Raw genomic sequence first — 25,366 nt, forward strand, 5'->3', positions numbered from 1 at the left:
GGCGACCCGCGTAACCAGGTGATCAAGGAAGTGGCGAAGAAGCTGTCGAAGGACGCCGGCTCGCTGAAGATGTTCGACATCGCCGAGCGCCTGGAAACCGTGATGTGGGACATCAAGAAGATGTTCCCGAACCTGGACTGGTTCAGCGCGGTGAGCTACCACATGATGGGCGTGCCGACGGCAATGTTCACGCCGCTCTTTGTGATCGCGCGCACTTCGGGCTGGGCTGCGCACATCATCGAGCAACGCATCGACAACAAGATCATCCGCCCGAGCGCCAACTACGTGGGCCCCGAAAACCTCAAATTCGTGCCGATCGGCAAGCGTAAGTGAACCCGGACTAACCGGACACCCCGATTATGTAACCAAAGGCCAGCGCACTTCGCGGGCTCAGGCAAATCGTAGAGAATAGCGGCAGACTTTCATCCCAGCCGCCGCCCGAGGTGACGGCGACGAACGACAAACAGACCAGATTTCAGAATCCGAGAGGCACTCACAAAATGAAACATCTCGTACTTGCCGCCTGCATCGGCGCGTTCAGCCTGACTACCGCCACCGCCGTGATGGCGCAGGAGCCGGCCAAGAAGACCACGACCACGAAGAAGAAGTCCTCGACCAAGAAAAAGGCGGCAGCTGGCACCGCCGCCGCTGCCGGCGCCGCCGCCGCTGTCACCCCGACCGGTGAAAAGTGGCAATGCGAATTGGGCAACAGCATCTATGTCTCGGGCGACATGCTGCGCGACGAAGTGCTGACCGTGCACTGGCAAGGCCGCGACTACAAGCTACCGCGCCAGGCCACCGTGACCGGTGCCGACCGTTACTACGACGCCCGCACCGGCCTGGATCTGGTGGTGATCCCGAGCAAGGCCATGCTGTTCAACAAGAACCTGGGCCAGCGCCTGGCCGACGACTGCCAGAGCGCCGCCATGCAGGCAGGCGCCGCGGCCCCGACCCAGGCCGGCGGCCTGCGCGCCCCGGTCACCGCCCCGTTGCTGGTCACGCCCCCGGGCGGCCCGACGATCCAGCCGCAGCAGCCTGACGCGACTCAGCAGACCGCGGCACCGAAGCAGTAAATCCGTACAGGGTGCCGGCGGCCGCCTGAATTCCGGCCGCCGGCACCCTTTTGCCTTTGCAGGCGGCCAATCCGCCGGGGGGCGCGCTGTCACGCCGCAATAAGGCATGGCCGGGGCCCGGCCGATCGAGACCGGGTGGCGGCAAAGCCGCGCGGCGGTTAGAGTATGCAGTTGCAGTGCGCTGCCGACCTCGGACCGCGGTCATATGCCGCGGCAGCGCACCGGGGTCTGATTCCAGTTTCAGAGGTCCGAGCCAAATGCCATCGCATCATTCTTCGATCGGAGTACGGCAATGCCCCATAACCTCAAAAACACGCTAAAAGAATTCAAGATCGGCGCTTCCGGCAAGGGCCAGTTCTATTCCCTGCCGCAACTGGCGCAAGAACTGGACCTGGACATCGGGCGCCTGCCGGTATCGATCCGCATCGTGCTGGAAGCCGTGCTGCGCAACTGCGACGGCAAGAAAGTTACCGAAGAACACGTCAAGCAGCTCGCCAGCTGGAAACCGAATGCCGAGCGTGTCGACGAGATCCCGTTCGTCGTGGCGCGCGTGGTGCTGCAGGACTTCACCGGCGTACCGCTGCTGGCCGACCTGGCCGCGATGCGCAACGTCGCCGAGAAGATGGGCCAGGACCCCAAGAAGATCGAGCCGCTGGTGCCGGTCGACCTGGTCGTCGACCACTCGGTGCAGGTCGACCATTTCCGCGAGAAAAAGGCGCTGGACCTGAACATGCAGCTGGAATTCAAGCGCAACAACGAGCGCTACCAGTTCATGAAGTGGGGCATGCAAGCCTTCGACACCTTTGGCGTAGTGCAGCCGGGCTTCGGCATCGTGCACCAGGTCAACCTGGAGTACCTGGCGCGCGGCGTGCACAGGAAGAATGGGGTCTACTACCCTGACACGCTGGTCGGCACCGACTCGCACACCACCATGATCAACGGTATCGGCGTAGTCGGCTGGGGCGTCGGCGGCATCGAGGCCGAGGCCGGCATGCTGGGCCAGCCGGTGTACTTCCTGACGCCGGACGTGGTCGGTGTGGAGCTGACCGGCCGCCTGCGCGAAGGCGTCACCGCCACCGACCTGGTGCTGACCATCACCGAGATGCTGCGCAAGGAGAAGGTGGTCGGCAAGTTCGTCGAGTTCTTCGGCGAAGGCACCGCCAGCCTGTCAGTGCCGGATCGCGCCACCATCGGCAACATGGCGCCGGAGTACGGTGCCACCATGGGCTTCTTCCCGGTCGACGAAAAGACCATCGATTACTTCCGCGGCACCGGCCGCACCGACGAGGAAATCGACGCCTTTGAAGGCTACTTCCGCGCCCAGCAGATGTTCGGCGTCCCCCAGGCGGGCGACATCGACTTCAGCAAGACGCTGAAGCTGGACCTGTCCACGGTGGCGCCGTCGCTGGCCGGGCCGAAGCGCCCGCAGGACCGCATCGAGATCGGCAACGTCAAGAGCACCTTCGCGTCGCTGTTCAGCAAGCCGGTGGCCGAGAACGGCTTCAACAAGGATCCGGCCGAGCTGGACCAGCCCTACAGCACCAGCAACGGCATTGAAGTGAAGAATGGCGACGTGCTGATCGCCGCGATCACCTCGTGCACCAACACCTCCAACCCGAGCGTGCTGCTGGCGGCCGGCCTGCTGGCCAGGAAGGCGGTGGAAGCCGGGCTGGAAGTGGCGCCGCACATCAAGACCTCGCTGGCGCCGGGCAGCCGCGTGGTCACCGAATACCTGAAGGCCGCGGGCCTGCTGCCGTACCTGGAGAAGCTGGGTTTCGGCGTGACCGCCTACGGCTGCACCACCTGCATCGGCAATGCCGGCGACCTGACGCCCGAGCTGAACGAGGCCATCCTCCAGAACGACCTGGTGGCGGCCGCGGTGCTGTCCGGCAACCGCAATTTCGAGGCGCGCATCCACCCGAACATCCGCGCCAACTTCCTGGCTTCGCCGCCGCTGGTGGTGGCCTACGCCATCGCCGGCAATGTCATGCGCGACCTGATGACCGAACCGGTCGGCAAGGGCAAGGGCGGCCGCGACATCTGGCTGGGCGACATCTGGCCGACTTCGGAAGAAATCCACGCGCTGATGAAGTTCGCGATGGACGCCAAGACCTTCAAGGGCAACTACGAGCAGGTCAAGAAGCCGAGCAAGCTGTGGGGCGCGATCCAGGGCACCAAGGGCCAGGTCTACGACTGGCCCAAGTCGACCTACATCGCCGAGCCGCCCTTCTTCCAGGACTTCAGCCTGGAGCCGTCAGGCGCTTCGGCCAGCGTGCGCGGCGCGCGCGTGCTGGGTATCTTTGGCGATTCGGTGACCACCGACCATATCTCGCCGGCCGGCTCGATCAAGGACACCTCGCCCGCGGGCAAGTACCTGCAGGAGCATGGCGTGCTCAAGGCCGACTTCAACAGTTACGGCTCTCGCCGCGGCAACCATGAGGTGATGATGCGCGGCACCTTTGCCAACGTGCGCATCAAGAACCTGATGATCCCGCCCAAGTCGGACGGCGCGCGCGTGGAAGGCGGCATCACCATCCACCAGCCCACCGGCGAGCAGATGTCGATCTATGACGCAGCCATGAAGTACGTCGCCGAGGGCACGCCCACGGTGGTCTTCGGCGGCGAGGAGTACGGCACCGGCTCGTCGCGCGACTGGGCGGCCAAGGGCACGCAGTTGCTGGGCGTGAAGGCCGTGGTGGCGCGCAGCTTCGAGCGGATCCACCGCTCCAACCTGGTCGGCATGGGCGTGCTGCCGCTGCAGTTCAAGGGCAGCGACAGCGCGCAGACGCTCGGCATCACCGGCAACGAGACCTTCGACATCGAAGGCACAGGCCTGGACAACCCCGGCGACCTCAAGCCGCAGCAGGACCTGGTGCTGGTGATCAAGCGCGCGAATGGCGACGTGCAGCGCGTGCCGGTGCTGCTGCGCATCGATACGCCGATCGAGGTCGACTACTACAACCACGGCGGCATCCTGCCCTTCGTGTTGCGCCAGCTGCTGGCCGCCTGACGCCTGCGGTTCGCACCAGCAAACGCTGCCTGCCGGCCCCACATGTGGGAGCCGCGGCAGGCGGCGTTTGTCATGGCGGACGCGGTGCGGCCCCGGAATCACCCTGCGCCGTCACGCGCGCGTGTAAGTTCCACGCAAGCCAGTACTGCCACACTGTGTCCCAAAGAACAGCGGTCGCAATGACCCAGAGGCGGGACCACCCCGCTTCAGACAGACACTGGAGACAACATGGCAAAGATCATCATCGCTTTCATCGTCGTTGCCGGCGCGGCCCTCTACCTGCTGACCAAGGGCGGCAGCGACGTGTCGATTGCCGGCGAGCAGCACGGCATCGAGACCCACGCACCGGCGGCGCCGGCGGCCAGCGAACAGAAATAAATCGATTCTTCGGCCTCGCCAAGGGCAAGCGCGCGCCGCATCGTGCGGCCGCTTGTCAACGCAACGAGTAGAATACCGTTTTACGTATAAACGGACGGTTTCTTTCTATGGCAGGTTTTCGCCCCAAGGCTTCCCCACGTCTTTCGCCCGACGCCGAGCGGTTGGTGGCCGATGCGCTCGCCCTCGACGCATCGGGCAGCCGCATGGAGGATGGCTACTGGGAACGGCGACTCTCGCAGCGCCTGGGCCGCCTGTTGAAGAACGGTAGCCAGACCGCGCTGGACGCGGCGCTGGAGCACCTGTTCAAGCACAACGCCGACGCCTCCGACGTGCTGGCCGAGCAGGCCGAGACGCTGGCCGAATCGGCCACCATCGAAGTCGATGGCCAGCGCTACGACGCGCTGCTGATCGCCGCGCCGATCCTGGCGCACACGCGCTACGCCATTCCCTCCGGCGCGCTCAAGCCGGAACTGGCCCAGACACTGGCCGTGCACTTGCAGGCACATGTGCTGGCTTCCGATACCAAGGTGGCGCTGTCGCCGTACCTGTACAGCATCGACCAGTTGCCGCGCACGCACAGCGACACGTTTGCGCTGACACACAAGCTGGCCGCGGCCGCGCTGGCCGGCTCGGTGCCCAAGGTCGACCTGCGCGACCTGCCCGAGACCGCGCCGATCCTGGCCGACCCGCGCTACCTGCTGGCCGTGGTGGTGGCCCCGCACGAGCAGGCGCTGTTCCGTTGGCAGGAAGACGCCAAGGAGCACCACGCCGAGCGCTCGGTGTGCCTGGAGCAATGGCGCAGCCAGGTCCAGCCGTCAGTGGCGCTGCTGCTGCCGGGCTGCGAGTTCGAGCTGCTGCTGCCTGACGCCTTCTTCCTCTCGTGCCGCGAATCCGACAAGAGCATCCGCCCGCTGACGGTGCGCGCCGCCGTCAACTACCTGGCCGGCACGCTGGATATCTCCGCCGGCCAGCTGGCCGCAGTGGTGGCCGCGTTCGGCGAGGAAGTGGTTGAGGAATACCGCGTCGGCTTCACCATGCGCGGCGAGAAGGACGTCATCTACGGCATTGTCTGGCCGGTCTATGGCCGCGAAGCCGGCGAAGTCGATGCCGACGAGAAAGGCAATCCGCTCGAACAGATCTGCGAAGAACTGCGCAATGCCGGCGTGGAAGACATCTTCCGCCACGCGGCGCTGTTCGATCCGGAATATTGCGAGGACTGCGGCACACCGCTGTATGCCGACCGCAATGGCGAGATCGTGCATGCGGAGCTGCCGGAAGACGCGCCCACGCAGCAGCCGCTGTTCCACTGACGCTGTTCCACTAAGTTATTGCCGCCCACGCAAGCAAACGGCCCACATCGTGGGCCGTTCTTGTTTTTTGGCAGTCTTCAGGCGCCGCGCTGGCTGACGCAGCGCCAGAGCCCATGCCCCGATGCCGCGTACTTGCGCTCGAAGGGCGTCATCGCCTGCGCCGGCTGCCAGGGCTCGACCACCTGCGCCGGACGCCCCACCAGCGCCAGCGCCTGCGCGAACTCGTCGATATAGACCTGCCAGTTGCTGCGGCACTCCAGGTAATCGCCACACGCTGCCAGCGCCGGGAACACCGCATGGCCCTGCCAGCGCCTCCCCAGGTGGCCGATCTTTGGCCACGGGTTCGGGTACAGCACGTAGTGGCGCGCCACCGGCACCGCGTCGGCCTGCAGCATGCGCCAGACATCGACCAGATCGGCCCGAGCCCAGCAGAAATTGGCCGGCATCGGAGCATCGCCCCACCAGTCCTTGCCAGCGGCCAGGCGCTTTTCTGACTGATCGACGCCGATCACATAGTGATCCGGAAATGACGTCGCCAGGCGCAGCGTGCTTTCGCCCACGCCGCAGCCGGCATCCAGGATCAGCGGCGCGCCGCCAGCCTGCTGCCACTTGTCGAGCGCTATGCTCAGCGCGAGACGGCTGGCTTCGCCGATGGGTTTGCGGAACGGCTCGGCCAGGTGGCGCGCGACACGCTCGGCCAGGTGTTCGTGGACATCGGACTGCGCCGAGACGATGGTGCGGGAATTGGCAAACATGGCCTCCATTCTACCGGCGCCAAAGTCCGCCAAAGCCGGCAGCTTTACATCGGACGCTGCAACCATGTCACTTTAGCGGCACAATGCGGGACAAACCGCCTGAGAACCCGTCCGCAAGCACCGGACCCGTACGAGGAGCCAGACCCATGCCATCGACAACCGCCACGCCCCGCCAGCCCGTCCGCCAGGCCGTGTCCCACAGGCTGCTCCACGCTACCGCCGCGCTGGTACTGGCCAGCACCGCCTTCACGCTGGTGCCGGCCGGCGCCGCCCATGCCGAGGACCTGCGCATCGGGCTGGCCGCCGACGTCACCTCGATGGACCCGCACTGGAACAATTCCGGCCCCAACAATGCGATCGCGCTGCATGTCTTCGAGTCGCTGGTGTTCATGGACAAGAACGCCCGCTATATCCCCGGCCTGGCGCTGTCGTGGAAGCCGGTCAATGCCATCACCTGGGAAATCAAGCTGCGCCCCAACGTGAAGTGGCACGACGGATCGCCCTTCACCAGCGAAGACGTCAAGGCGTCGCTGGAGCGCCCGGACAAGCTGACCAACAGCCCCGGCTCGTTCACCAGCTACACCAAGCCGATCGCCCGCATCGACACGCCCGATCCGCTGACGGTGCGCCTGACCATGAGCGTGCCCAACTACGCCAACCTGGCCAACGATCTGAACAGCGTGCCGATCATGCCGAAGAAGGTTGCCGCCACGCTGACGCAGGCCGATTTCGACTCGGGCAAGGCCATGATCGGCACCGGACCGTTCAAGTTCGTGCGCTTCGCGCGCGGGCAGGAAATCGTGATGGAACGCAATCCCAACTACTGGGGGCCCAGGCCGGAGTGGGACCGCGCCGTGTTCCGCATCATCACCGACAACGGTGCGCGCAGCGCCGCACTGCTAGCCGGCGACGTCGACGTGATCGAGAGCGTGCCGTCAGCCGACGTGGCCAAGCTCAAGCAGAACCCGAGGTTCAAGATCGAGCAGCAGGTATCGTGGCGCACCATCTTCTGGCAAATGGACCAGTCACGCGACAACCCGCCCTTCGTCACCGACAAGGCCGGCAAGCCGCTGGGCAAGAACCCGTTCAAGGACGCGCGCGTGCGTGCCGCGATCAGCAAGTCGCTGAACCGCGACGCCATCGTCAACCGCATCATGGAGGGGCTGGCGGTGCCGGCGTCGTCGATCGTGTCGCCGCAGATCTTCGGGCATCCGGGCACCAAACCCGAAGCCTATGACCTGGAAGGCGCCAAAAAGCTGCTTGCCGCCGCGGGCTACCCGGACGGCTTCGGGCTGACGCTGCACGCCACCAACAACCGCTACCTGAACGACGCCGCGGTGGCGCAGGCCACCGCCAGCATGCTGACGCGCATCGGCATCCAGACCAAGGTCGAGACCATGCCGGTGGCGGCCTACTTCACGCGCGCACGGCAGGGCGACTTTGCCTTCCAGATGCTGGGGTGGGGTTCGGCGGCGGCAGATGTGGCGCTGCGCTCGATCACGGGCACGCCGAATCCCAAGACGGGGTACGGTACGTGGAACTGGGGCAAGTACAGCAATCCGCAGCTTGACCAGTTGATCGAGAAATCGCTGACCACCGTTTCCAGCGAGAAAGCGCGCGAAGAGAACGCGCGCACGGCGGCAAAGTTTGCGCTGGCCGACCACGCGATCATTCCGTCGCACAGCCAGCTGGCGATGTGGGCAATGAAGAACGGACTGAAGTATGAGGCGCGGACGGACGAGTGGTCGTTGGCGCAGTTTTTCCACAAGGAGTGAGAACGGCGGCCCGTCATCGGCCCGCGGTGTGCTCCCCTCTCCCGCTTGCGGGAGAGAGGCCGGGGGAGAGGGCCGGAGTGTCAAAGGCTGACGCCCGTGGGTTTTAAACCGTTGGCCTTGCTTGTTGTGGTGCCTAGCTAGACCACCCCTCTCCCCAACCCTCTCCCGCTGAGGGGAGAGGGAGAACACCTTGCTTAGGCGAGTTCGGGCGGGGCTTGGCACACCCAACACCGCTCTCCTCTTTTTGCGTTTCCGCTTAGATCCTCAACCGGTCTTCCTGCCGCGCATTCGCCGCGCGCAGCTTCTGCACCCAGTCCCGCGCCGGTAGCCCGGTGGTGCTCTCGACCACGTCGGCACGCGCTTCCAGCACTTCCCACGCCACATCGATCTCCGGACCGTTGAACGCCATCGCGATGACGTTGCCGTCATGCACCTCGGGAAACACCAGCACCCGGTTATCGAAGGCATCGCAAATGCGCTCGATATTCTTCGGGAAGCTGTCGTGGTCGCCGAACAGGTTGATGGTCATCACGCCCGGGGCCCTCAGCGTGCGGCGGCAGGCGCGGTAGAACGCGGTGGTGTCGAGCACCGGGCCGCGCGCGGTGGCGTCGTACAGGTCCACCTGCAGTACGTCGATGGCATCGGCGTGGGTGCCGTCCATCACGTAGTCCCACGCGTCCTGCTCGCGCACGGTCAGGCGCGCGTCGTCCTGGCGCAGGCCGAACATGCTGCGCCCGGCAATGATCACCGCCGGGTTCAGCTCGACCGCGGTCACGCGCGCGCGGCTGAACTGGCGGTGGCAGAACTTGGTCAGCGCCGCCGCCCCGAGACCGAGCTGCACCACGTGGAACTCATCCACCGAGGGCGACAGGAACAGCAGCCAGGCCATCATCTGCTGCGCGTATTCCAGCTCGATCGCATCCGGCTTGCGCAGGCGCATCGCGCCCTGCACCCACTCCGTGCCGAAATGCAGGTAGCGCACGCCGTCCAGCTCCGAGAAGGTCACCGGCGCAAAGCGCGGCGTCATGCGTTTTTCTTCGCGGGCCGTGCCAGAGCCTGGCGCCTGGCCACGGTTGCGGTTGCCACGTGCCGGACGGCGCGAGGCCACGGCTTCAATCGATTTGCGTTTCAGTAGAGTCATATAGTCGAGAAATACTCGGCCGCCGGCAGGCGCCTTACTTGCCCAGCGCCGCTTGCGCGCGCTGCAGCCACTCGCGGTTGTGTTCGCGGGCATGGCGCGGCCAGTGGCGGGCGTCGTGGACGATTTCGGCATAGAGTTCGCGCGCGCGTTCGCGGTCGGCGGCAGCGGGCTGCATTGCCAGCCAGTCGGCGAACAGGCAGCGCGCCGCGACATCGCTGGCGCTGGTCAGTGCCTGCTCGAACGCGGCACGCGTGCCTGGCGCGCCGGTAGCAGCCAGCGCGCGAGCATACAGCAAGGCGGGGTCGGGCTGCTGGCGCGCATGCGGGCTGGCGGCGAAAAGCTTTTCCAGCGTCGCCAGCGCGGCGGGCGCGTCGCCGGTGGCGAACTGCGCCTGGGCCAGCCCCTGCAGCAGCGCCGGATCGGACGCGAACGGGCCGTTGGCCGCGGCCTGGTAGTGCTGCAGCGCCTCGCCCGGCTCGCCGGCTTCGAGCAACGCGGCGCCCAGGCGCATGCGGTGCGCCACGGTCGGTGCCCGGTCAAAGTCGGTGCGGGCCTCGCGCACCGCGCGGTTGGGGTCGACCAGTTGCGAGATAGCGCGCGTGGCCACGCGCGCGCCGCGCGACTGGCGCAGCTCCGGCAGGAAGATGGCAAAAAAGTAGACCAGGCTGCCCAGCCCCGGGAACAGGAACAGGATCAGCAGCCAGTACATGTTCTGGTGCGTGCGCACCGCATGCACGGCGAAGAACAACGCAACGATGATATGGATGCTGATACCGAAGATACGCATGGATAAGTCACCCTATGGGGTCATCAGTGGAGCAAAGATCAGCGCCAATGCGCTGGCCGCCGGCATTTTGACAGAAAGGCGGCGGCGCGATTCCCCTGCATTCAGCTCGGAATGCCCGCGCCGGCCGGCTGCAGCCCCGCCACCACCTGCGGCGTAAGCACCGATTCACCCTTCACCGCGCGCGCCACCAGCGCATCGGCGGCGTCGATGGCAATGCGCTGCTCGGCATACCAGTCTTCGTCGTAATAGGTATTGCCATAGCGATCGCCGCTGTCGCACAGCAGCGCGACGATGGCACCGGCCTGCCCTGCCGCCAGCATCTGCTGCGCCAGGTACAGCACGCCGACGAAGTTGGTGCCGGTAGAGCCGCCGACGCGGCGGCCGAAGCGCCTGGCCAGGTAGCGCATGGCGGCGAACGACAGCGCATCGGGCACCTTCAGCATGGTGTCGATGCAACTGGGGATGAACGAGCGCTCCACGCGCGGCCGGCCGATGCCCTCAATGCGCGAGCCGGTTGGCAGCGACAGGTCCGGCTCCGGCTTGCCCGCCAGGCAGCTGCGGAAATAATCGAAGAACACCGAATTCTCCGGATCGGCGCACAGCACGCGCGTCTTGTGGCGGCGATAGGCAACGTAGCGGCCGAGCGTGGCAATGGTGCCGCCGGTGCCGCCGCTGGACACCAGCCAGGCCGGTACCGGGTGCTCCTCCTCCGCCATCTGCTTGAAGATGGACTCGGCAATATTGTTGTTGGCGCGCCAGTCGGTAGCGCGCTCGGCGTAGGTGAACTGGTCCATGAAATGGCCGCCGGTTTCCTGCGCGATGCGGTGCGATGCGGCATAGATCTCCGACGGGCTGTCGACAAGGTGGCAGCGCCCGCCATAGAACTCGATCGCCTCGACCTTGGCGCGCGAGGTGCCCGCCGGGATCACCGCCACGAACGGCAGCCCCAGCAGCCTGGCGAAATACGCCTCGGAAATCGCGGTTGAGCCGCTGGAGGCTTCCACCACCGTGCTGCCTTCACGGAGCCAGCCATTGCACAGCGCATACAGGAACAGCGAGCGCGCCAGCCGGTGCTTCAGGCTGCCGGTCGGGTGGCTGGATTCGTCCTTGAAGTAGACACGGATGTCGGGGTAGCCCGGCAAATCCAGCGGGATCAGGTGGGTGTCCGCGGAGCGGTTGAAATCCGCCTCGATCTTGCGGATGGCTTCATGGGTCCAGTCGGAAAGTGGCATGAGGGCTTGCGGCCACGGTGGCCGGGCATTGGGACAGGCCGTCAGCATGCCAGAAGCGACCACGGCCGGCAAAAATACAGCCCCGCCGCCAGCCCGCAAGCCGGCGGCTGACGGCAAGACCGCAAGCTTACCGGTAGACCAGCACCGGGATCTTGCTGTGCGTCAGCACCTTCAGGGTCTCGCTGCCGATCAGCAACCCCTGGACCCCGCGTCGCCCGTGCGAGGCCATCACGATCAGGTCGCAGTCCTTTTCTTCGGCGGCCTTGATGATGGCTTCGTAGGGATGGTCGTTGACAGCATACGCGGTATCGCACTGCACGCCTGCGGAGCCGGCCTCGTCGGCCAGGCCGCGCAGGTAGCGGGTGGCATCTTCCCACGCCTGCTTCACGTAGGTCTCGCGCGTGTCCTGCAGCATTTCGACCTGGTAGGTCAGCACGTGGTAGTTCGGACAGACGCGCACCGCGGTGATCTGCGCCCCCGTTTCCCGCGCCAGCACGATCGCCTTGCGGAATGCCGATTCGGACAGCTCGGAGCCATCGACCGCCAGCAGGAGATGCTTGAACATGATTGACTCCTTGCTCGCTATTGCGCTCACTTTCGATACGTCATCGCGTTGCGGCCGAAAGTGTGAACCGCAAGGCGCACGACAAGGAGCGACCGATACCCCCGGTTTCGAATGATTCGTCACTCGATTGCAGTATAGGGCGCCATGGCAGGCGGCAATAAGGGATACAGCACACGTGCCAGGTACCAAAGCCGAGGGGGCGGAGGGCGAGCCGGACTACGCCACCAAGGCACGCCACAGCGCAAGCTTCTGCTCGAAACTGCGCGCGGCGTGCGCGGGACTGGACGAAGGCAGCACCACCGTCTGATAGCCTTGCGCGGCAAACTGCGGCGCGAAACGCCCGGATGTGCCACCGTTGAAGCCGACGCGCTCGAGCGTCGGCGCCAACTGGCGCAGCCGCGTGAAATCGTTGGCCTGTGGATAGCGGATATTGCTGTCCAGGCTGCCTTCGCGCATGCACGCGCCAAGTACGTCCCAGACGCCGATGCGATGCGCCAGCAGCCGCACCAGCCGTTCGGCATACGGCAGCGCCGGCATCGGTTCGCCGGTGAGCGCGGCCATCAGCGGCCAGAACTGGTTGCGGGGATGGGCGTAATACTGGCGCGCGGCAAGCGAGGCGGCACCGGGAAAGCTGCCCAGCACCAGCACGCGGGTGTGGGAATCGATGACAGGGGGCAGGCCCTGGCGGAGGTCGGACTGCGGGGGCGTGGTGTCGGGCATGGCAAGAGCGCGGAAGCCTCGCTGGGGCCGCTGGAAGAGCAAAAACTGCGATGGTGGTCTCCCCTCTCCCATTTATGGGAGAGGGGCGGGGGAGAGGGCCGGTGTGTCCACGAAGTGAGACGTCAGCGTGCTTGCCAGGCGCTGGCCCTCTCCCCCGACCCCTCTCCCGCGCGCGGGAGAGGGGAGCAAGACAGTCGCGCCCTCAGGCCAGCAGCTTGTTCACGCGCTGCACGTAGGCCGCCGGATCTTCCAGCATGCCGCCTTCGGCCAGCAGCGCCTGGTCGAACAGCACCTGCAGGCGATCGCTGAAGGCATCGCCCTCCGGCAGGTCGCGCAGCTTCTTGACCAGCGCGTGCTCCGGGTTCAGTTCCAGGATCGGCTGGGCGTCCGGCGCCTTCTGGCCGGCCTGCTTGAGCAGACGCTGCAGGTAGCCGCTCATGTCGCCCTCGTCCGACACCAGGCACGATGCCGATTCCGTCAGGCGCAGCGTCACGCGCACGTCCTTGGCCTTGCCGGCCAGCACGGTCTTGGCGCGCTCGACCACGTCCTTCCAGTCGGCCTCGGCCTTCTCCTGCTCGGCCTTCTCGGCTTCGTCGGCCAGCTTGCCCAGGTCGAGGTCGCCGCGCGCCACCGACACCAGTTCCTTGCCATCGAATTCGCGCAGGAACGACAGCATCCATTCATCGACGCGGTCGGTCAGGAGCAGGACTTCGATGCCCTTCTTGCGGAATACTTCCAGGTGCGGGCTGTTCTTGCCTGCGGACCAGGTATCGGCCGTGACGTAGTAGATCTTGTCCTGGCCTTCCTTCATGCGGCCGACATAGGCGGCCAGCGCCACGTTCTGCTCCGCGGTGTCGTTGTGCGTCGACGCAAAGCGCAGCAGCCTGGCCACGCGCTCCTGGTTGGCCTGGTCCTCGCCGGCGCCTTCCTTCAGCGCCTGGCCGAACTGCTGCCAGAAGGTGTCGTACTTGGCGCGTTCGGCTTCGTCTTCACTGTCGGCCAGCGATTCGAGCATCGACAGCACGCGCTTGGTGCAGCCCTCGCGGATCGCCTTGACGTCGCGGCTTTCCTGCAGCAGTTCGCGCGACACGTTCAGCGGCAGGTCGGCCGAATCGACCACGCCCTTGACCCAGCGCAGGTAGCCCGGCAGCAGCTGATCGGCGTCGTCCATGATGAAAACGCGCTTGACGTACAGCTTCAGGCCGGCCTTGTGGTTGCGGTCCCACAGGTCGAACGGCGCGCGCGCGGGGATGTACAGCAGCTGGGTGTATTCGCTGCGGCCTTCGACGCGGTTGTGCGTCCAGGCCAGCGGTTCCTCGCTGTCGTGGTGGGCAATGTGCTGGTAGAACGCGATGTACTGCTCGTCGGTGATGTCGGATTTGTTGCGGGTCCACAGCGCGCTGGCCTGGTTGACGCTTTCCCACTCGTCGGTGCGCTTGTAGCTGCTGGCTTCGGCGTCCCACACTTCCTTGGGCATGCGGATCGGCAGCGAGATGTGGTCCGAGTATTTCTGGATGATGCCCTTCAGGCGCCAGGCCGAGAGGAAATCATCCTCGCCCTCGCGCAGGTGCAGCGTGATGGCGGTGCCGCGCTCGGCGCGCGAGATCGCGTCGACGCTGAACTCGCCGTCGCCGGTGCTTTCCCAGCGCACGGCTTCCTCGGCGCCCACGCCGGCGCGGCGGGTTTCCACCGTGACCTTGTCGGCAACAATGAATGCCGAGTAGAAGCCCACGCCGAACTGGCCGATCAGCGCGGCGTCCTTCTGCTGGTCGCCGGACAGCTGCTGGAAGAATTCCTTCGTGCCCGAGCGCGCGATGGTGCCCAGGTTGCGGATCGCCTCGTCGCGGCTCATGCCGATGCCGTTGTCGGTGATCTTCAGCGTGCGCGCCTGCGCATCGGCCTCAATGCGGATGGCCAGGTCGGCGTCGTTTTCCAGCAGCGAGGGATTCGCGATCGCCTCGAAGCGCAGCTTGTCAGTGGCGTCCGAAGCATTCGAGACCAGCTCGCGCAGGAAGATTTCCTTGTTGCTGTACAGCGAGTGGATCATCAGGTGCAGCAGTTGCTTCACTTCCGCCTGGAAGCTCATCGTCTCGTGCGGTGCGGTCATGGTTCTCCTTTTGAATCTCGAAAACAGGCGAATCTGGGATGGTCGGGTGGCCGTCGGGGGCCGGTGCCGCCAGAAATAGGGCCGCCCGGGCCATTTTTCAAGGCCCGGGGGATGTAACGAGGCGGCTCAGAGCCGTTCCAGTTGGCGCGCGAGGAAGCGCAGCATGTCCGGGTCGCCGCTGCTCGCGACATTGAAGCGCATCCATCCCGACGGCATCTGCGACGGCGAGAACAGGCTGCCGGGGGCGAACAGGTAGCCCTCTTCATGCCCGGCGGTGGCAATCGCGTTGGTATCGCGGCCGGTATCGGCCCACAGGTACATACCGGCGTGCTGGCCCGGGAAGAGACGCAGGCCCAGCCGCTCCAGCTCGCGCCGGGTTTCGTCGCGGGCGCGGTCCAGCCGGGTGCGCACGCGCTCGACATGCTTGCGGTAATGCCCCTCTGTCAGCACCTTGTACAGCACCCGCTCGTTGATCTCGGGCGAGGCCAGGCCCGCCAGCAGCTTGCTGTCGGTCAGCGCCGATGCCATGTCCGGGGGCGCGGCGATAAAGCCCACGCGCAGGTTGGCCGCCAGCGTCTTGGAAAAGCTCCCCAGGTAGATCACCCGGCGCAACTGGTCCAGGCTGGCCAGCCGGGTGGCGGCGTGGCCGGGCGGGCACAGGTCGCAGTAGATATCGTCCTCCACGATCAGGAAGTCGTACTGCTCGGCCATCTTCAGCAGCTGGAAGGCCTTGGCGGCGGACAGCGAGGTACCGGTCGGGTTGTGCAGCACCGAGTTGATCACGAACAGCCTGGGCCGCCGCGCCTGCACGATGCGCTCCAGTGCCTCCAGGTCCGGCCCCTCGGCGGTGTACGGCACGCCGATCACCTGCGCGCCCTGCGCGGCAAAGCGGGCGAACATCACGAACCACGCCGGGTCGCCCACCAGCACGGCGTCGCCGGGCTGCAGGTAGAGCCGGGCGATCAGGTCGAGCGCCTGGGTGATGCCGGAGGTCAGAACGATCTGCTCGGCGCCGGCGCGGATCTCCAGCTCCTCCAGCCGGGTGCGCAGCTGCTGGCGCAGCGGCAGGAAGCCCTGCGGCGTGCCGCTGGCCAGGAAATGGTTGCCCGGCTGGCGTCCCAGCCCGCGCAGCGCGCTGGCGATCAGCTCGCCATCGAGCCACTCGTTGGGCAGGAAGCCCAGCCCCGGCGCCTTGTGTGCCTCGGCGGTATGGAACATGCTGCGCAGCAGCCAGGTGACGTCGATATTGCGCGACTCGGCCACATTGGACGACACCGGCGCCGCGGGGGCGGCCGGCGCGCGCTCGCGCACGTAGAAGCCCGAGCCCCGGCGCGATTCCAGGTAGCCCAGCGCTACCAGCCGCTCATAGGCCTCGACCACGGTAAAGCGCGAGATGCCTTTTTCCTGCGCCAGCTGGCGGATCGACGGCATGCGCATGCCGGCGCGGAACACACGTTCGTCGATGCGCATGCGAGCCCATTCGGTCAATTGCTCGACCAGGGTCATCTGCGCCGACGGGATCGGGTCGGGCAGGCGCTCGGTGGGCGGCAACACCAGCCGCAGCGGGCGCCCGCCGGCTTGAGCGGAGGTGCCGCGCGCGCCGCTTCCGCTATGCTGCTGGGGGTTCGCGGCGGTGGCGTCCGCGTCCCGGGTGTTCGCATCCATGTGCTGCTCCTGCAACTGTACTGAAGACGATCCGCAGAACTGTACCGGTACTGTACCGACTACCTTCTTTACCATCAAGCCAAGATGAAGCTCGCCCTCGACCACCTCGTCATCGCCGCGCCCGACCTGGACGCAGGCGCCGCCCATGTCGCCGACCTGCTGGGGATTGCGCCTCAGGGTGGCGGTGCGCATGCCGCCATGGGCACGCACAACCGCGTGCTCGGCATGTTCGGCGGCATCTACCTGGAAGTGATTGCGATCGACCCCGCAGCCGCCGCGCCCGCGCGGCCGCGCTGGTTCGGCCTGGACAGCGAAGCGGTACGGCAACGGCTGGAGAACGGCCCGTTCCTGCTGCACTGGGCCGCCCGCGTCGAGCGCCCCACCGACCTGACGCTGTGGCAGTCGCAATATCCGGCCCGGATCGCGCCGGTGATCCCGATGACGCGCTGCGACTTGTGCTGGCGTATCACGGTGCCGGACGATGGCGCCCTGCCCCGCTGGCAAGGCGAGGCCGATGCGGCCGGTGACGGTCTGCTGCCCAGCCTGATCCAGTGGGACGTGGCCGCCTACCCCGGTGTCAGCCTGCCACGGCAGGACCTGGCGCTGCGCAGACTGTGCGGCCGCCATCCGCGCGCCGAACTGCTGCGGCAGGGCCTCGCCTGGCTGGGCGCGGACCACCTGATCGCGATCGAACAGAGCGAGGGCCAGCCGGAGCTGTCAGCCGAAATCGAAACCCCGCAAGGCATCCGCATCCTGCGCTAGCCATTCCGACAAGAAAACAAGAATCCCAAGGAGACACCGATGTCCGCGACCCGCAAGCGTTTCGACGACGATCCTTACCTCGATCACTGCACCGCCACCGTGCTGGCGGCCAGCGCCGAAGGCATCGAACTGGACGAAACCGTCTGCTATGCGCGCAGCGGCGGCCAGGCCGGCGACACCGCCACGCTGGCGCTGCCCGATGGGCGCACCGTGGCCATCGTCGACACGGTCTATGCCGAAGACCGCAGCCGGATCCTGCATATGCCTGCGCCGGACGCCGAGCTGCCGCGCGTGGGCGAGCGCATCACGGTCACCATCGACTGGGCGCGCCGCCACCGGCTGATGCGCCTGCATACCTGCCTGCACCTGCTCGGCTCGCTGATCCCGGTGCCGGTGACCGGCTGCGGCATCTGGCCGGACTCGGCGCGGATCGACTTCGACCTGCCGGAATCGACGCTGGACAAGGCCGACCTGACCGAGCGCCTGAACGCGCTGATCCGCGCGGAAACGCCGGTGCGGATCTCGCTGATCACGCCGCAAGAGCTGGTCGCGCAGCCGGAACTGGTGCGCACCATCGGCGCGGCGCCGCCCGCGGAGACGTCGAGCATTCGCATCGTCGAGATTCCCGGCGTCGATCGCCAGCCCTGCGGCGGCACGCACGTGGGCAATACCAGCGAGATCGGCACCGTGGCGGTGACCAAGATCGAGAAGAAGAGCCGCACCAACCGCCGCGTGGTGGTGGCGTTCGCATGACCGCCGTGACATCTGGCTTGCTTACCGGCCTGACGGCGGCGCAGTTCCTTGCCCTGCTGACGTTGCTGACAGTTGGCCTGTTCACGCCAGGGCCCAACACCACCATTGCCGCGGTGACCGGCGCCAACTTCGGCCTGCGCGCGACGCTGCCGCATTGCGCCGGCGTGGCGTTCGGCTTTGCCAGCATCCTGGCGCTGTGCGCGGTCGGCGTGGGCGCGCTGATCCTCGGCCAGCCGGCGCTGGCATCCGTAGTGCACCTGGCCGGTGTGGCCTACCTGCTGTGGCTGGCGTGGAAGATCGCGCGCGGCACGGCACTCGCCGAAAAGCAGGTACTGCGTCCGCTGAACGTGTGGCAATCGGCGGTGCTGCAGTACGCCAACATCAAGGCGTGGATGCTGGCGCTGGCGGTGGCGGCGTCCTATATGGCAGGCGCCCCCGCGCCGCTGCAGCGCATGCTGCTGGTGTGCGGCGTATTCGCGCTGCTGGGCTTCGTCAGCAACGGCGTATACGGCGTGCTGGGCGCGGCGCTGCGGCAATGGCTGCGTGAGGGCGAGCGCGTGCGCTGGTTCAACCGTGCCATGGGCGTGGCGCTGGCGCTGACCGCGCTGTGGATCGCCGTCAGCGCCCGGCCCGGCGTGCATTGAATAGACCGACAAGAAGCAAGAGGCCAATCATGCCCGCTCCCGCACCCTCGTCCGTACCTGCCGCGCCCCCTTCCGCACCCCCTTCAGGCGGCATGCTGCTCGGCTTCATCGGCGTGGCCATCTTCAGCCAGACCCTGCCGTTCACGCGCATGGCGGTGGCCGAGCTGGACCCGATTTTTGTCGCGCTGGGACGCGCCGTCCTGGCCGCGCTGCTGGCGCTGGCGCTGCTGGCCATGCGCGGCGCGCTGGCCGCGGCACGCCGGCCGCGCGGCGGCCAGTGGCCGCGGCTGGCAGTCACGGCGCTGGGCGTGGTGGCCGGCTTCCCGGTGTTCTCGTCGCTGGCGATGCGCGAGGTGCCGGCCAGCCACGGCGCCATCGTGGTCGGCCTGCTGCCGCTGGTCACGGCCGTGTTCGCGGCCTGGTTCGGGTGCGAGCGGCCGTCGCCGGGGTTCTGGCTGTCGGCCTTGGCCGGCAGCGCGCTGGTGGTCGGCTTTGCCATCTGGCAAGGCGCCGGCGGCCTGCAGCACGCCGACTGGTACCTGTTTGCCGCAGTGGTGCTCGGTGCACTGGGCTATGCCGAGGGTGGCAAGCTATCGCGTGAACTGGGCGGGCTGGAGACGATCAGCTGGGCGCTGGTGGCGTCGCTGCCGGTGCTGGTGCCGGTGGTGGCCTGGCTGACGCTGCGCGACCTGCCCGCGATCGCCGCGGCGTCGCCGCGTGCCTGGGGCGGCATGGCCTATGTTTCGGTGTTCTCGATGTTTGTCGGCTTCCTTTTCTGGTACGCGGGCCTCGCAAAAGGCGGCGTGGCCCGCGTCGGGCAGATACAATTGCTGCAGCCGTTCCTGACGCTGGCGGGCGGTGCGCTGATCCTGGCCGAGCCGCTTGACGCCCCCACCATCGCCTTCGCGGTGGCGGTGATCGCTGTCGTGGCCCTAGGCCGACACGCCGCCGTGCACCAGAGCGCACCTGCCCTCGCCCCGGAAACGTCCCCAGTCCTTCCAGGACGCATTCACTGACCAGGAGTCCAACGCATGTCCGTCTACGACACCCTTGCCCGCCTCGGCGTCGAACTGCCGACCGCCAACGCCCCTGCCGCCGCCTATGTGATGGCCGCGCAGACCGGCAACACCGTCTTCCTGTCGGGCCATATCGCCCGCAAGGACGGCAAGGTATGGACCGGCAAGCTGGGCAAGGACATCGACACCGAATCCGGCAAGGCCGCCGCGCGCGCCATCGCCATCGACCTGCTGGCCACGCTGCACGCGCACGTGGGCGACCTGAACCGCGTCACCCGCATCGTCAAGGTGATGAGCCTGGTCAACTCCACCCCCGAGTTCACCGAGCAGCACCTGGTGACCAACGGCGCTTCCGAGTTCCTGGCCGAAGTCTTCGGCGACAAGGGCAAGCACGCGCGCAGCGCCTTTGGCGTGGCGCAGGTGCCGCTGGGCGCCTGCGTCGAGATCGAAATGATCGTCGAGGTCCAGGGCTAAGGCCGCATGCGCATCGACAACCTGCCCTTCGGCACCACCGACTGGTCGGCCATCACGCCGACCCGGCACCCCGGCGAGCAAGGCGAGGCAACCTGGCGCACGCGCCAGTTCGGCGATATCCGCGTGCGGATGGTCGAATACTCGCCCGGCTACCTGGCCGACCACTGGTGCAGCAAGGGCCATATCCTGTTCGTGCTGGACGGCGAGCTCCATACCGAGCTGGATGACGGCCGGCAGTTCGTGCTCACCGCGGGCACCAGCTACCAGGTCGCCGACCAGGCGGAAGCGCACCGTTCGTCCTCGCCGACGGGCGCCAGACTTTTTATCGTTGACTGAGCGGCAGGCTAGCCGCTCTCTCCAGAATTCCCCCAGACCACAAGAGACACATCATGAAATGGGCCATCTCCCGCCGGGCGCAGCAACTGACCAGCTCGGCCATCCGCGAAATCCTCAAGGTCACCGAGCGTCCGGAAGTCATTTCGTTCGCCGGCGGCCTGCCCTCGCCGGAATCGTTCCCGGTAGCGGCCATGGAGGCAGCGACGGCCCGCGTATTCGCCGACAACCCGCAGGCGGCGCTGCAATACGCCGCGACCGAAGGCTACCTGCCGCTGCGTGAATTCGTCGCCAAGCGCCATGGCGTGGGCGTCGAGCGCGTGCTGATCGTCACCGGTTCGCAGCAGGCGCTGGACCTGATCGCCAAGGTGATGATCGACCCGGGCAGCAAGGTGATGGTGGAAACCCCCAGCTACCTCGGCGCGCTGCAGGCGTTCTCGCTGTTCGAACCTGAATTCGTCTCGATCCCGACCGACGACAAGGGCCTGGTGCCCGAGGCGCTGACGCCCGAGCTGACCGCCGGCGCGCGCTTCCTGTACGCCCTGCCCAACTTCCAGAATCCGACCGGCCGCCGCCTGCCGCTGGAGCGCCGCCAGGCGCTGGTGGCGCGTGCGCAGGAACTGGGCGTGCTGGTAGTGGAAGACGATCCGTACGGCGCGCTCAGCTACACCGGCGACCAGCTGCCGACGCTGCTGTCGATGAATCCGGACGGCGTGATCTACATGGGCTCGTTCTCCAAGATCCTGGCCCCCGGCCTGCGCCTTGGCTACGTGATCGCCCCGCCCGAGCTGCACTTCAAGCTGTGCCAGGCCAAGCAGGCATCGGACCTGCACACGCCGAGCTTCACGCAGCGCGTGGCCTACGAGACCGTGCGCGACGGCCTGCTCGACCGCCATATCCCGACCATCCGCGAGCTCTACAGCAAGCAGTGCCAGACCATGCTGGACGCGCTCAAGCGCCACATGCCGGAAGGCGTGACCTGGAACACGCCGGAAGGCGGCATGTTCATCTGGATGGAGCTGCCCGAGGGGCTGGACAGCATGGCTATCCTGGAAGAGGCGGTGAAGCGCAATGTGGCCTATGTGCCGGGCGCGCCGTTCTACGCCAGCAACCCGAAGCGCAATGCGCTGCGCCTGGCATTTGTCACGGTGCCGCCCGAGCGCATTGAACAGGGCGTGGCGATCCTGGGCGAGCTGTTCCGCGAGTCCATCGCCGCCGCTGCCGCCAAGCAACCGCGCGCGGCCTGACGCCGTCCGGGCGCACGTATTCCAGGAGCCGACATGCTGCGTATCTGGGGCCGACTCTCCTCCATCAACGTGCAGAAAGTGGTCTGGTGCGCGCGCGAACTGCACCTGGACCATGAGCGCGTCGATATCGGCGTCACCAAGGGCGACCTCGACACCGAGGCCTACGTTCGCCTGAACCCGAACCGCCAGATCCCGGTGATCGAGGATTTCCGCGGGACGGACGTAGGCGGCGAGCCCTTCGTGCTGTGGGAATCGAACGCGATCGTGCGCTACCTGTGCGCACGCTACGGCGAGGGCACGCTGTGGCCCGAAGACGTCAAGGCACGCGCCTCGGCCGACCGCTGGATGGACTGGCAGACCACGGCCTTCAGCCCGGCGATGGTGACGGCTTTCCTGAACCTGGTGCGCACGCCCGCCGGCGAACGCGACGAGGCCGCCATCCAGGCGTCATGCGCGCGCACCGAGCCGCTGGCCGACTTGCTCGACAAGGCGCTGGCTGGCCGCGAGTTCATCGGCGGCGATCGTTTCACCATGGCCGATATCTCGCTGGCCTGCGCCGCACACCGCTGGATGGGGCTGCCGCTCCAGCACCAGACGCGGCCGAACCTGGAACGGTGGCTCGCGTCAATGCGCGCCCGCCCTGCCGCCGGCGGCATCCTGGAACTGCCGCTGCGCTGAGCGGCGGCAGTTTTTTCCTTCCCCGCCTTCTGCCTGCCTACTTCGCGGCGCGCGAGCCCGAAGTCGCCGTAAAGATCCCCAGCCCGATAAACGCCGCACCCGTCAGGTAGCGGCCGAACGCGCGTGCCCGCCCGGCGCGGCGCAGCGCCGGCATCACGGCGGCCGCGGCCAGCACGTAACAGGCGTCGGTGGTGGCGGCGATCAGCACGAAGGCCACGCCCAGCGCCAGACTCTGAGTCAGCGCCGAGCCGGCCGGATTCATGAACTGCGGCAGGAAGGCGGCGAAGAAGATCGCGGTCTTGGGGTTGAGCAGCGCCACCACGAAGCCGTCGCGCATCACCTGGCGCAGGCTGCGCTGCGCCACTTCAGGCGTGCCGCCGTCGGCCGCCGTCGCACCACCGCCACGCAGCGCGCGGATACCCAGCCAGATCAGGTAGGCCGCGCCTGCGAACTTGACCACCGAGAACGCCAGCGCCGAGACCGAGAACAGCACCGCCAGCCCCAGCGATGCGCCGACGGCGTTCCCCAGGTTGCCCAGCGCCACCGCGCCGATCGAGGCTAGCCCGGCCTGCCGGCCCTGCGCCAGCGTGCGCGTCACGATATAGACCACGGCCGGGCCGGGTGTGATGGCCAGCGCCAGGCTGGCCAGCACGAAGGCGGTCAGGAGCGGCCACGCGGGCAGGAATTCAGTCATGGGTAGCCTCGTTCGATATTGGAATGCGGGCAGCGTGCCCGCGTCATGGCGACCGCCAGTATGCGCCGCCCGACCGCGCTTGCGCCAGTCTCCGGCATGGCTGCCGGGCCAGTCATCCGGGCCACGCGCAGGCATGCAGACTTTTGCAACAGGCGCCGTTTAGAGTACTCTGCCCGGTGTGCCGGGTACGTCCCATGTGCGCTGCAATGCCCCAGGCAAACCCTGATCCCTGAATGTGGCTCATGCCTGGCATGACGCAATGTACGGCAGCGAACACGGAACCCGTTCCTACAATCGCTGGTTCTTTCCCGCACGCGGCGGATGCCGCGCGCCGGTGCAAAGCGCAAGCGGGTAGCCCAGGGCACGCAGATCGCCCGGGCGCCCGAGCCAACCTGAGGAGGATTTCGATCGTGTGGAGTCAAGTCTATGACCCGCTGGGCAATATGGCGCTGTCGACCATTGCCGCGGGCATTCCGGTCGCCGTGCTGCTGGCAGCGCTGGCGTTCTTTCACCTGCAGGCACACCTGGCCGCCGGGCTGGCGCTGGTGATCGGCATCGTGGTCGCGTCCACGGTGTTCGGCATGCCGGCGGCAATGGCGGGCAAGGCCGCGGGGCTCGGCATCGTCTCCGGGCTGTTCCCGATCGGCTGGATCGTGCTGAACATCATCTTCCTGCACCGGCTCACCACCCTGAACGGATCGTTCAAGGTGCTGCAGAACTCGATCTCCGGCATCACCGAGGACCGCCGCCTGCAGCTGCTGCTGGTGGCGTTCAGTTTCGGCGCGTTCTTCGAGGGTGCGGCCGGCTTCGGCACGCCGGTGGCCGTGACCGGCGCCATCCTGATCGGCCTGGGCTTTTCCCCGCTGGCTGCCTCGGGGCTGGCGCTGATCGCCAATACGGCTCCGGTGGCGTACGGCGCGCTGGGCGCGCCGATCATCGGCCTGGCCTCGGTGACCGGACTGGACCTGCTCGACCTGTCGGCGATGATCGGTCGCCAGCTGCCGTTCTTCTCGGTGCTCGTGCCGTTCTGGCTGATCTGGGCCTTTGCCGGCTTCCGCGGCATGCTGGCGATCTGGCCGGCGATCCTGGTCGCAGGCGTGAGCTTTGCCGTTCCGCAGTACCTGGTGTCGAACTTCCACGGCCCATGGCTGGTGGACGTGATCGCGGCGCTGGTGTCGATGGGCTCGCTGACGCTGTTCCTGAAGGTCTGGCATCCGAAGGAAATCTGGACGTCGACCAAAATCCTCGGCCGTCACGACGACTCCAAGGTCGACCACCCCGAAGCGCTCGAAGCCGACGCCCGCGCCAGCGCCGCTTCGGCCGGCATCTCGGTGGCGAAGGCCTGGATGCCGTGGGTGATCCTGACGGTGTTCGTGTTCGTCTGGGGCATCCCCGAGTTCAAGAAGCTGATGGATAGCCTGTGGGCCTGGAAATTCCCGGTCCCGGGCCTGGACAAGGCCATCGTCAAGGTGCCGCCGGTGGTGCCCAAGGAAGTCATCGAAGGCGCCGTGTTCAACTTCAACGTGCTGTCGATGGCCGGCACCGGCATCTTTGTCTCGGCAATCGCCGGCGGCCTGCTGATGGGCTACTCCGTGCCGCGCCTGTTCAAGGAGTACTGGGAAACCATCAAGCTGGTGCGCTACTCGCTGCTGACCATCTGCGCGATGTTCGGTGTCGGCTACCTGACCCGCTACTCGGGCCTCGATGCCACGCTGGGCCTGGCCTTCGCCCACACGGGCGTGTTCTACCCGCTGTTCGGCACCATGCTGGGCTGGCTGGGCGTGGCGCTGACCGGCTCGGACACGGCCTCGAACGTGCTGTTCGGCGGCCTGCAGAAGACCACCGCCGAGCAGCTGGGCCTGTCGCCGGTGCTGATGGCGTCGGCCAACAGCTCGGGCGGCGTGATGGGCAAGATGATCGACGCGCAGTCCATCGTGGTGGCTTCGACCGCAACCAAGTGGTACGGCCACGAGGGCGACATCCTGCGCTACGTGTTCTTCCACTCGGTCGTGCTGGCGATCCTGGTCGGCCTGTTCGTGACGCTGCAGGCCTACGTGCCGCCGTTCACGCACATGGTAATCCACCACCCCTGATTACCCTGCCGCCGCGGCAGTTTCGGCATGGCGTTTCAGTCAAGGCCCCGCCGCTGGCGGGGCTTTTCCATTGGGCAACGCGCGTATCATGTTGCGTCTGATCCGCCGCAAGCGCCCGCGGGATCCCACAAGCCGGCTGGGCGCGCCGTGGCAC

Annotated in this window: 24 protein-coding genes; 15 read left to right on the top strand and 9 right to left on the bottom strand. The window is 66.9% G+C overall.

Annotated elements, in window-relative coordinates; translation table 11 throughout:
* The 5 genes from ACIP1U_RS03375 to ACIP1U_RS03395 form a co-directional block, all read left to right on the top strand.
* Positions 1 to 333 (top strand): citrate/2-methylcitrate synthase (locus tag ACIP1U_RS03375; RefSeq protein WP_400311784.1); only part of this gene is annotated, 333 nt, incomplete at its 5' end.
* Between the two features lie 167 nt (positions 334 to 500).
* Complete coding sequence (locus tag ACIP1U_RS03380; protein WP_400311786.1) at positions 501 to 1,073, top strand: hypothetical protein; 573 nt, start codon at positions 501 to 503, stop codon at positions 1,071 to 1,073.
* Positions 1,074 to 1,365: 292 nt separating this feature from the next.
* On the top strand, positions 1,366 to 4,083 hold the full coding sequence (gene acnA / locus ACIP1U_RS03385; protein ID WP_400311789.1) for an aconitate hydratase AcnA: 2,718 nt from the start codon (positions 1,366 to 1,368) through the stop codon (positions 4,081 to 4,083).
* Between the two features lie 228 nt (positions 4,084 to 4,311).
* On the top strand, positions 4,312 to 4,461 hold the full coding sequence (locus ACIP1U_RS03390) for a hypothetical protein (RefSeq protein WP_400311791.1): 150 nt from the start codon (positions 4,312 to 4,314) through the stop codon (positions 4,459 to 4,461).
* A 107-nt stretch (positions 4,462 to 4,568) separates the two neighbouring features.
* On the top strand, positions 4,569 to 5,771 hold the full coding sequence (locus ACIP1U_RS03395) for a DUF2863 family protein (RefSeq protein ID WP_400311793.1): 1,203 nt from the start codon (positions 4,569 to 4,571) through the stop codon (positions 5,769 to 5,771).
* A 77-nt stretch (positions 5,772 to 5,848) separates the two neighbouring features.
* On the opposite strand, the gene ACIP1U_RS03400 is transcribed toward ACIP1U_RS03395, so the two are convergent.
* Positions 5,849 to 6,535: a tRNA (guanine(46)-N(7))-methyltransferase TrmB gene (locus tag ACIP1U_RS03400; RefSeq protein WP_400311795.1), complete on the bottom strand. Its 687-nt coding sequence runs from the start codon at positions 6,533 to 6,535 to the stop codon at positions 5,849 to 5,851.
* Between the two features lie 137 nt (positions 6,536 to 6,672).
* Between ACIP1U_RS03400 and ACIP1U_RS03405 the strand changes: the two genes are divergently transcribed.
* A complete protein-coding gene (locus ACIP1U_RS03405; protein ID WP_400311797.1) occupies positions 6,673 to 8,301 on the top strand; it encodes an ABC transporter substrate-binding protein in 1,629 nt (542 codons plus the stop codon).
* Positions 8,302 to 8,557: 256 nt separating this feature from the next.
* On the opposite strand, the gene ACIP1U_RS03410 is transcribed toward ACIP1U_RS03405, so the two are convergent.
* From ACIP1U_RS03410 to ACIP1U_RS03440, 7 genes are all read right to left on the bottom strand, one after another.
* Entirely contained in the window at positions 8,558 to 9,442 is an 885-nt protein-coding gene (locus tag ACIP1U_RS03410) for a spermidine synthase (protein ID WP_400311800.1), read from the bottom strand.
* Between the two features lie 34 nt (positions 9,443 to 9,476).
* Complete coding sequence (locus tag ACIP1U_RS03415) at positions 9,477 to 10,229, bottom strand: tetratricopeptide repeat protein (RefSeq protein ID WP_400311803.1); 753 nt, start codon at positions 10,227 to 10,229, stop codon at positions 9,477 to 9,479.
* Between the two features lie 101 nt (positions 10,230 to 10,330).
* A complete protein-coding gene (locus tag ACIP1U_RS03420; RefSeq protein WP_400311805.1) occupies positions 10,331 to 11,461 on the bottom strand; it encodes a PLP-dependent cysteine synthase family protein in 1,131 nt (376 codons plus the stop codon).
* Positions 11,462 to 11,588: 127 nt separating this feature from the next.
* A complete protein-coding gene (locus tag ACIP1U_RS03425; RefSeq protein ID WP_400311808.1) occupies positions 11,589 to 12,026 on the bottom strand; it encodes a universal stress protein in 438 nt (145 codons plus the stop codon).
* Between the two features lie 216 nt (positions 12,027 to 12,242).
* On the bottom strand, positions 12,243 to 12,746 hold the full coding sequence (locus ACIP1U_RS03430; protein ID WP_400311811.1) for a DNA-deoxyinosine glycosylase: 504 nt from the start codon (positions 12,744 to 12,746) through the stop codon (positions 12,243 to 12,245).
* Between the two features lie 202 nt (positions 12,747 to 12,948).
* The gene (gene htpG / locus ACIP1U_RS03435) at positions 12,949 to 14,853 is read right to left on the bottom strand and encodes a molecular chaperone HtpG (RefSeq protein ID WP_400311813.1); all 1,905 of its coding nucleotides are present in this window, start codon (positions 14,851 to 14,853) and stop codon (positions 12,949 to 12,951) included.
* Between the two features lie 126 nt (positions 14,854 to 14,979).
* Positions 14,980 to 16,518 carry a PLP-dependent aminotransferase family protein gene (locus ACIP1U_RS03440; RefSeq protein WP_400311815.1) on the bottom strand — a complete coding sequence of 513 codons (1,539 nt, stop codon included), beginning with the start codon at positions 16,516 to 16,518 and terminating at the stop codon, positions 14,980 to 14,982.
* A gap of 84 nt (positions 16,519 to 16,602) precedes the next feature.
* Between ACIP1U_RS03440 and ACIP1U_RS03445 the strand changes: the two genes are divergently transcribed.
* From ACIP1U_RS03445 to ACIP1U_RS03480, 8 genes are read left to right on the top strand one after another with little or no spacing between them, the layout of a single operon-like run.
* Positions 16,603 to 17,280 (top strand): VOC family protein, encoded by a 678-nt coding sequence (locus tag ACIP1U_RS03445; protein ID WP_400311817.1) that lies wholly within the window; start codon positions 16,603 to 16,605, stop codon positions 17,278 to 17,280.
* 39 nt (positions 17,281 to 17,319) lie between these two features.
* Positions 17,320 to 18,033 carry an alanyl-tRNA editing protein gene (locus ACIP1U_RS03450; protein WP_400311819.1) on the top strand — a complete coding sequence of 238 codons (714 nt, stop codon included), beginning with the start codon at positions 17,320 to 17,322 and terminating at the stop codon, positions 18,031 to 18,033.
* The gene (locus tag ACIP1U_RS03455; RefSeq protein WP_400311822.1) at positions 18,030 to 18,677 is read left to right on the top strand and encodes a LysE family translocator; all 648 of its coding nucleotides are present in this window, start codon (positions 18,030 to 18,032) and stop codon (positions 18,675 to 18,677) included. Before ACIP1U_RS03450 ends, ACIP1U_RS03455 begins: the two co-directional genes overlap by 4 nt.
* Positions 18,678 to 18,706: 29 nt before the next feature.
* Positions 18,707 to 19,693 (top strand): DMT family transporter, encoded by a 987-nt coding sequence (locus ACIP1U_RS03460; protein WP_400311825.1) that lies wholly within the window; start codon positions 18,707 to 18,709, stop codon positions 19,691 to 19,693.
* Positions 19,694 to 19,708: 15 nt separating this feature from the next.
* Positions 19,709 to 20,167 (top strand): RidA family protein, encoded by a 459-nt coding sequence (locus ACIP1U_RS03465; protein WP_400311828.1) that lies wholly within the window; start codon positions 19,709 to 19,711, stop codon positions 20,165 to 20,167.
* 6 nt (positions 20,168 to 20,173) lie between these two features.
* Positions 20,174 to 20,503 (top strand): DHCW motif cupin fold protein, encoded by a 330-nt coding sequence (locus tag ACIP1U_RS03470; protein WP_400311831.1) that lies wholly within the window; start codon positions 20,174 to 20,176, stop codon positions 20,501 to 20,503.
* 53 nt (positions 20,504 to 20,556) lie between these two features.
* Positions 20,557 to 21,747: a PLP-dependent aminotransferase family protein gene (locus ACIP1U_RS03475; protein ID WP_400311834.1), complete on the top strand. Its 1,191-nt coding sequence runs from the start codon at positions 20,557 to 20,559 to the stop codon at positions 21,745 to 21,747.
* A 33-nt stretch (positions 21,748 to 21,780) separates the two neighbouring features.
* The gene (locus ACIP1U_RS03480; protein WP_400311836.1) at positions 21,781 to 22,425 is read left to right on the top strand and encodes a glutathione S-transferase family protein; all 645 of its coding nucleotides are present in this window, start codon (positions 21,781 to 21,783) and stop codon (positions 22,423 to 22,425) included.
* 37 nt (positions 22,426 to 22,462) lie between these two features.
* Here ACIP1U_RS03480 and ACIP1U_RS03485 read toward each other — a convergent pair whose 3' ends face one another.
* Positions 22,463 to 23,119, bottom strand: coding sequence for a LysE family translocator (locus ACIP1U_RS03485; protein ID WP_400311838.1), 657 nt, complete (start codon positions 23,117 to 23,119; stop codon positions 22,463 to 22,465).
* 410 nt (positions 23,120 to 23,529) lie between these two features.
* Here ACIP1U_RS03485 and ACIP1U_RS03490 point away from each other — a divergent pair, with 410 nt between their 5' ends.
* Positions 23,530 to 25,212 carry an L-lactate permease gene (locus tag ACIP1U_RS03490; RefSeq protein WP_400311840.1) on the top strand — a complete coding sequence of 561 codons (1,683 nt, stop codon included), beginning with the start codon at positions 23,530 to 23,532 and terminating at the stop codon, positions 25,210 to 25,212.
* The last annotated feature ends 154 nt before the right edge of the window (positions 25,213 to 25,366 follow it).

Source organism: Cupriavidus sp. NPDC089707, assembly GCF_044748965.1.
In the GTDB taxonomy this organism is placed as follows: domain Bacteria; phylum Pseudomonadota; class Gammaproteobacteria; order Burkholderiales; family Burkholderiaceae; genus Cupriavidus.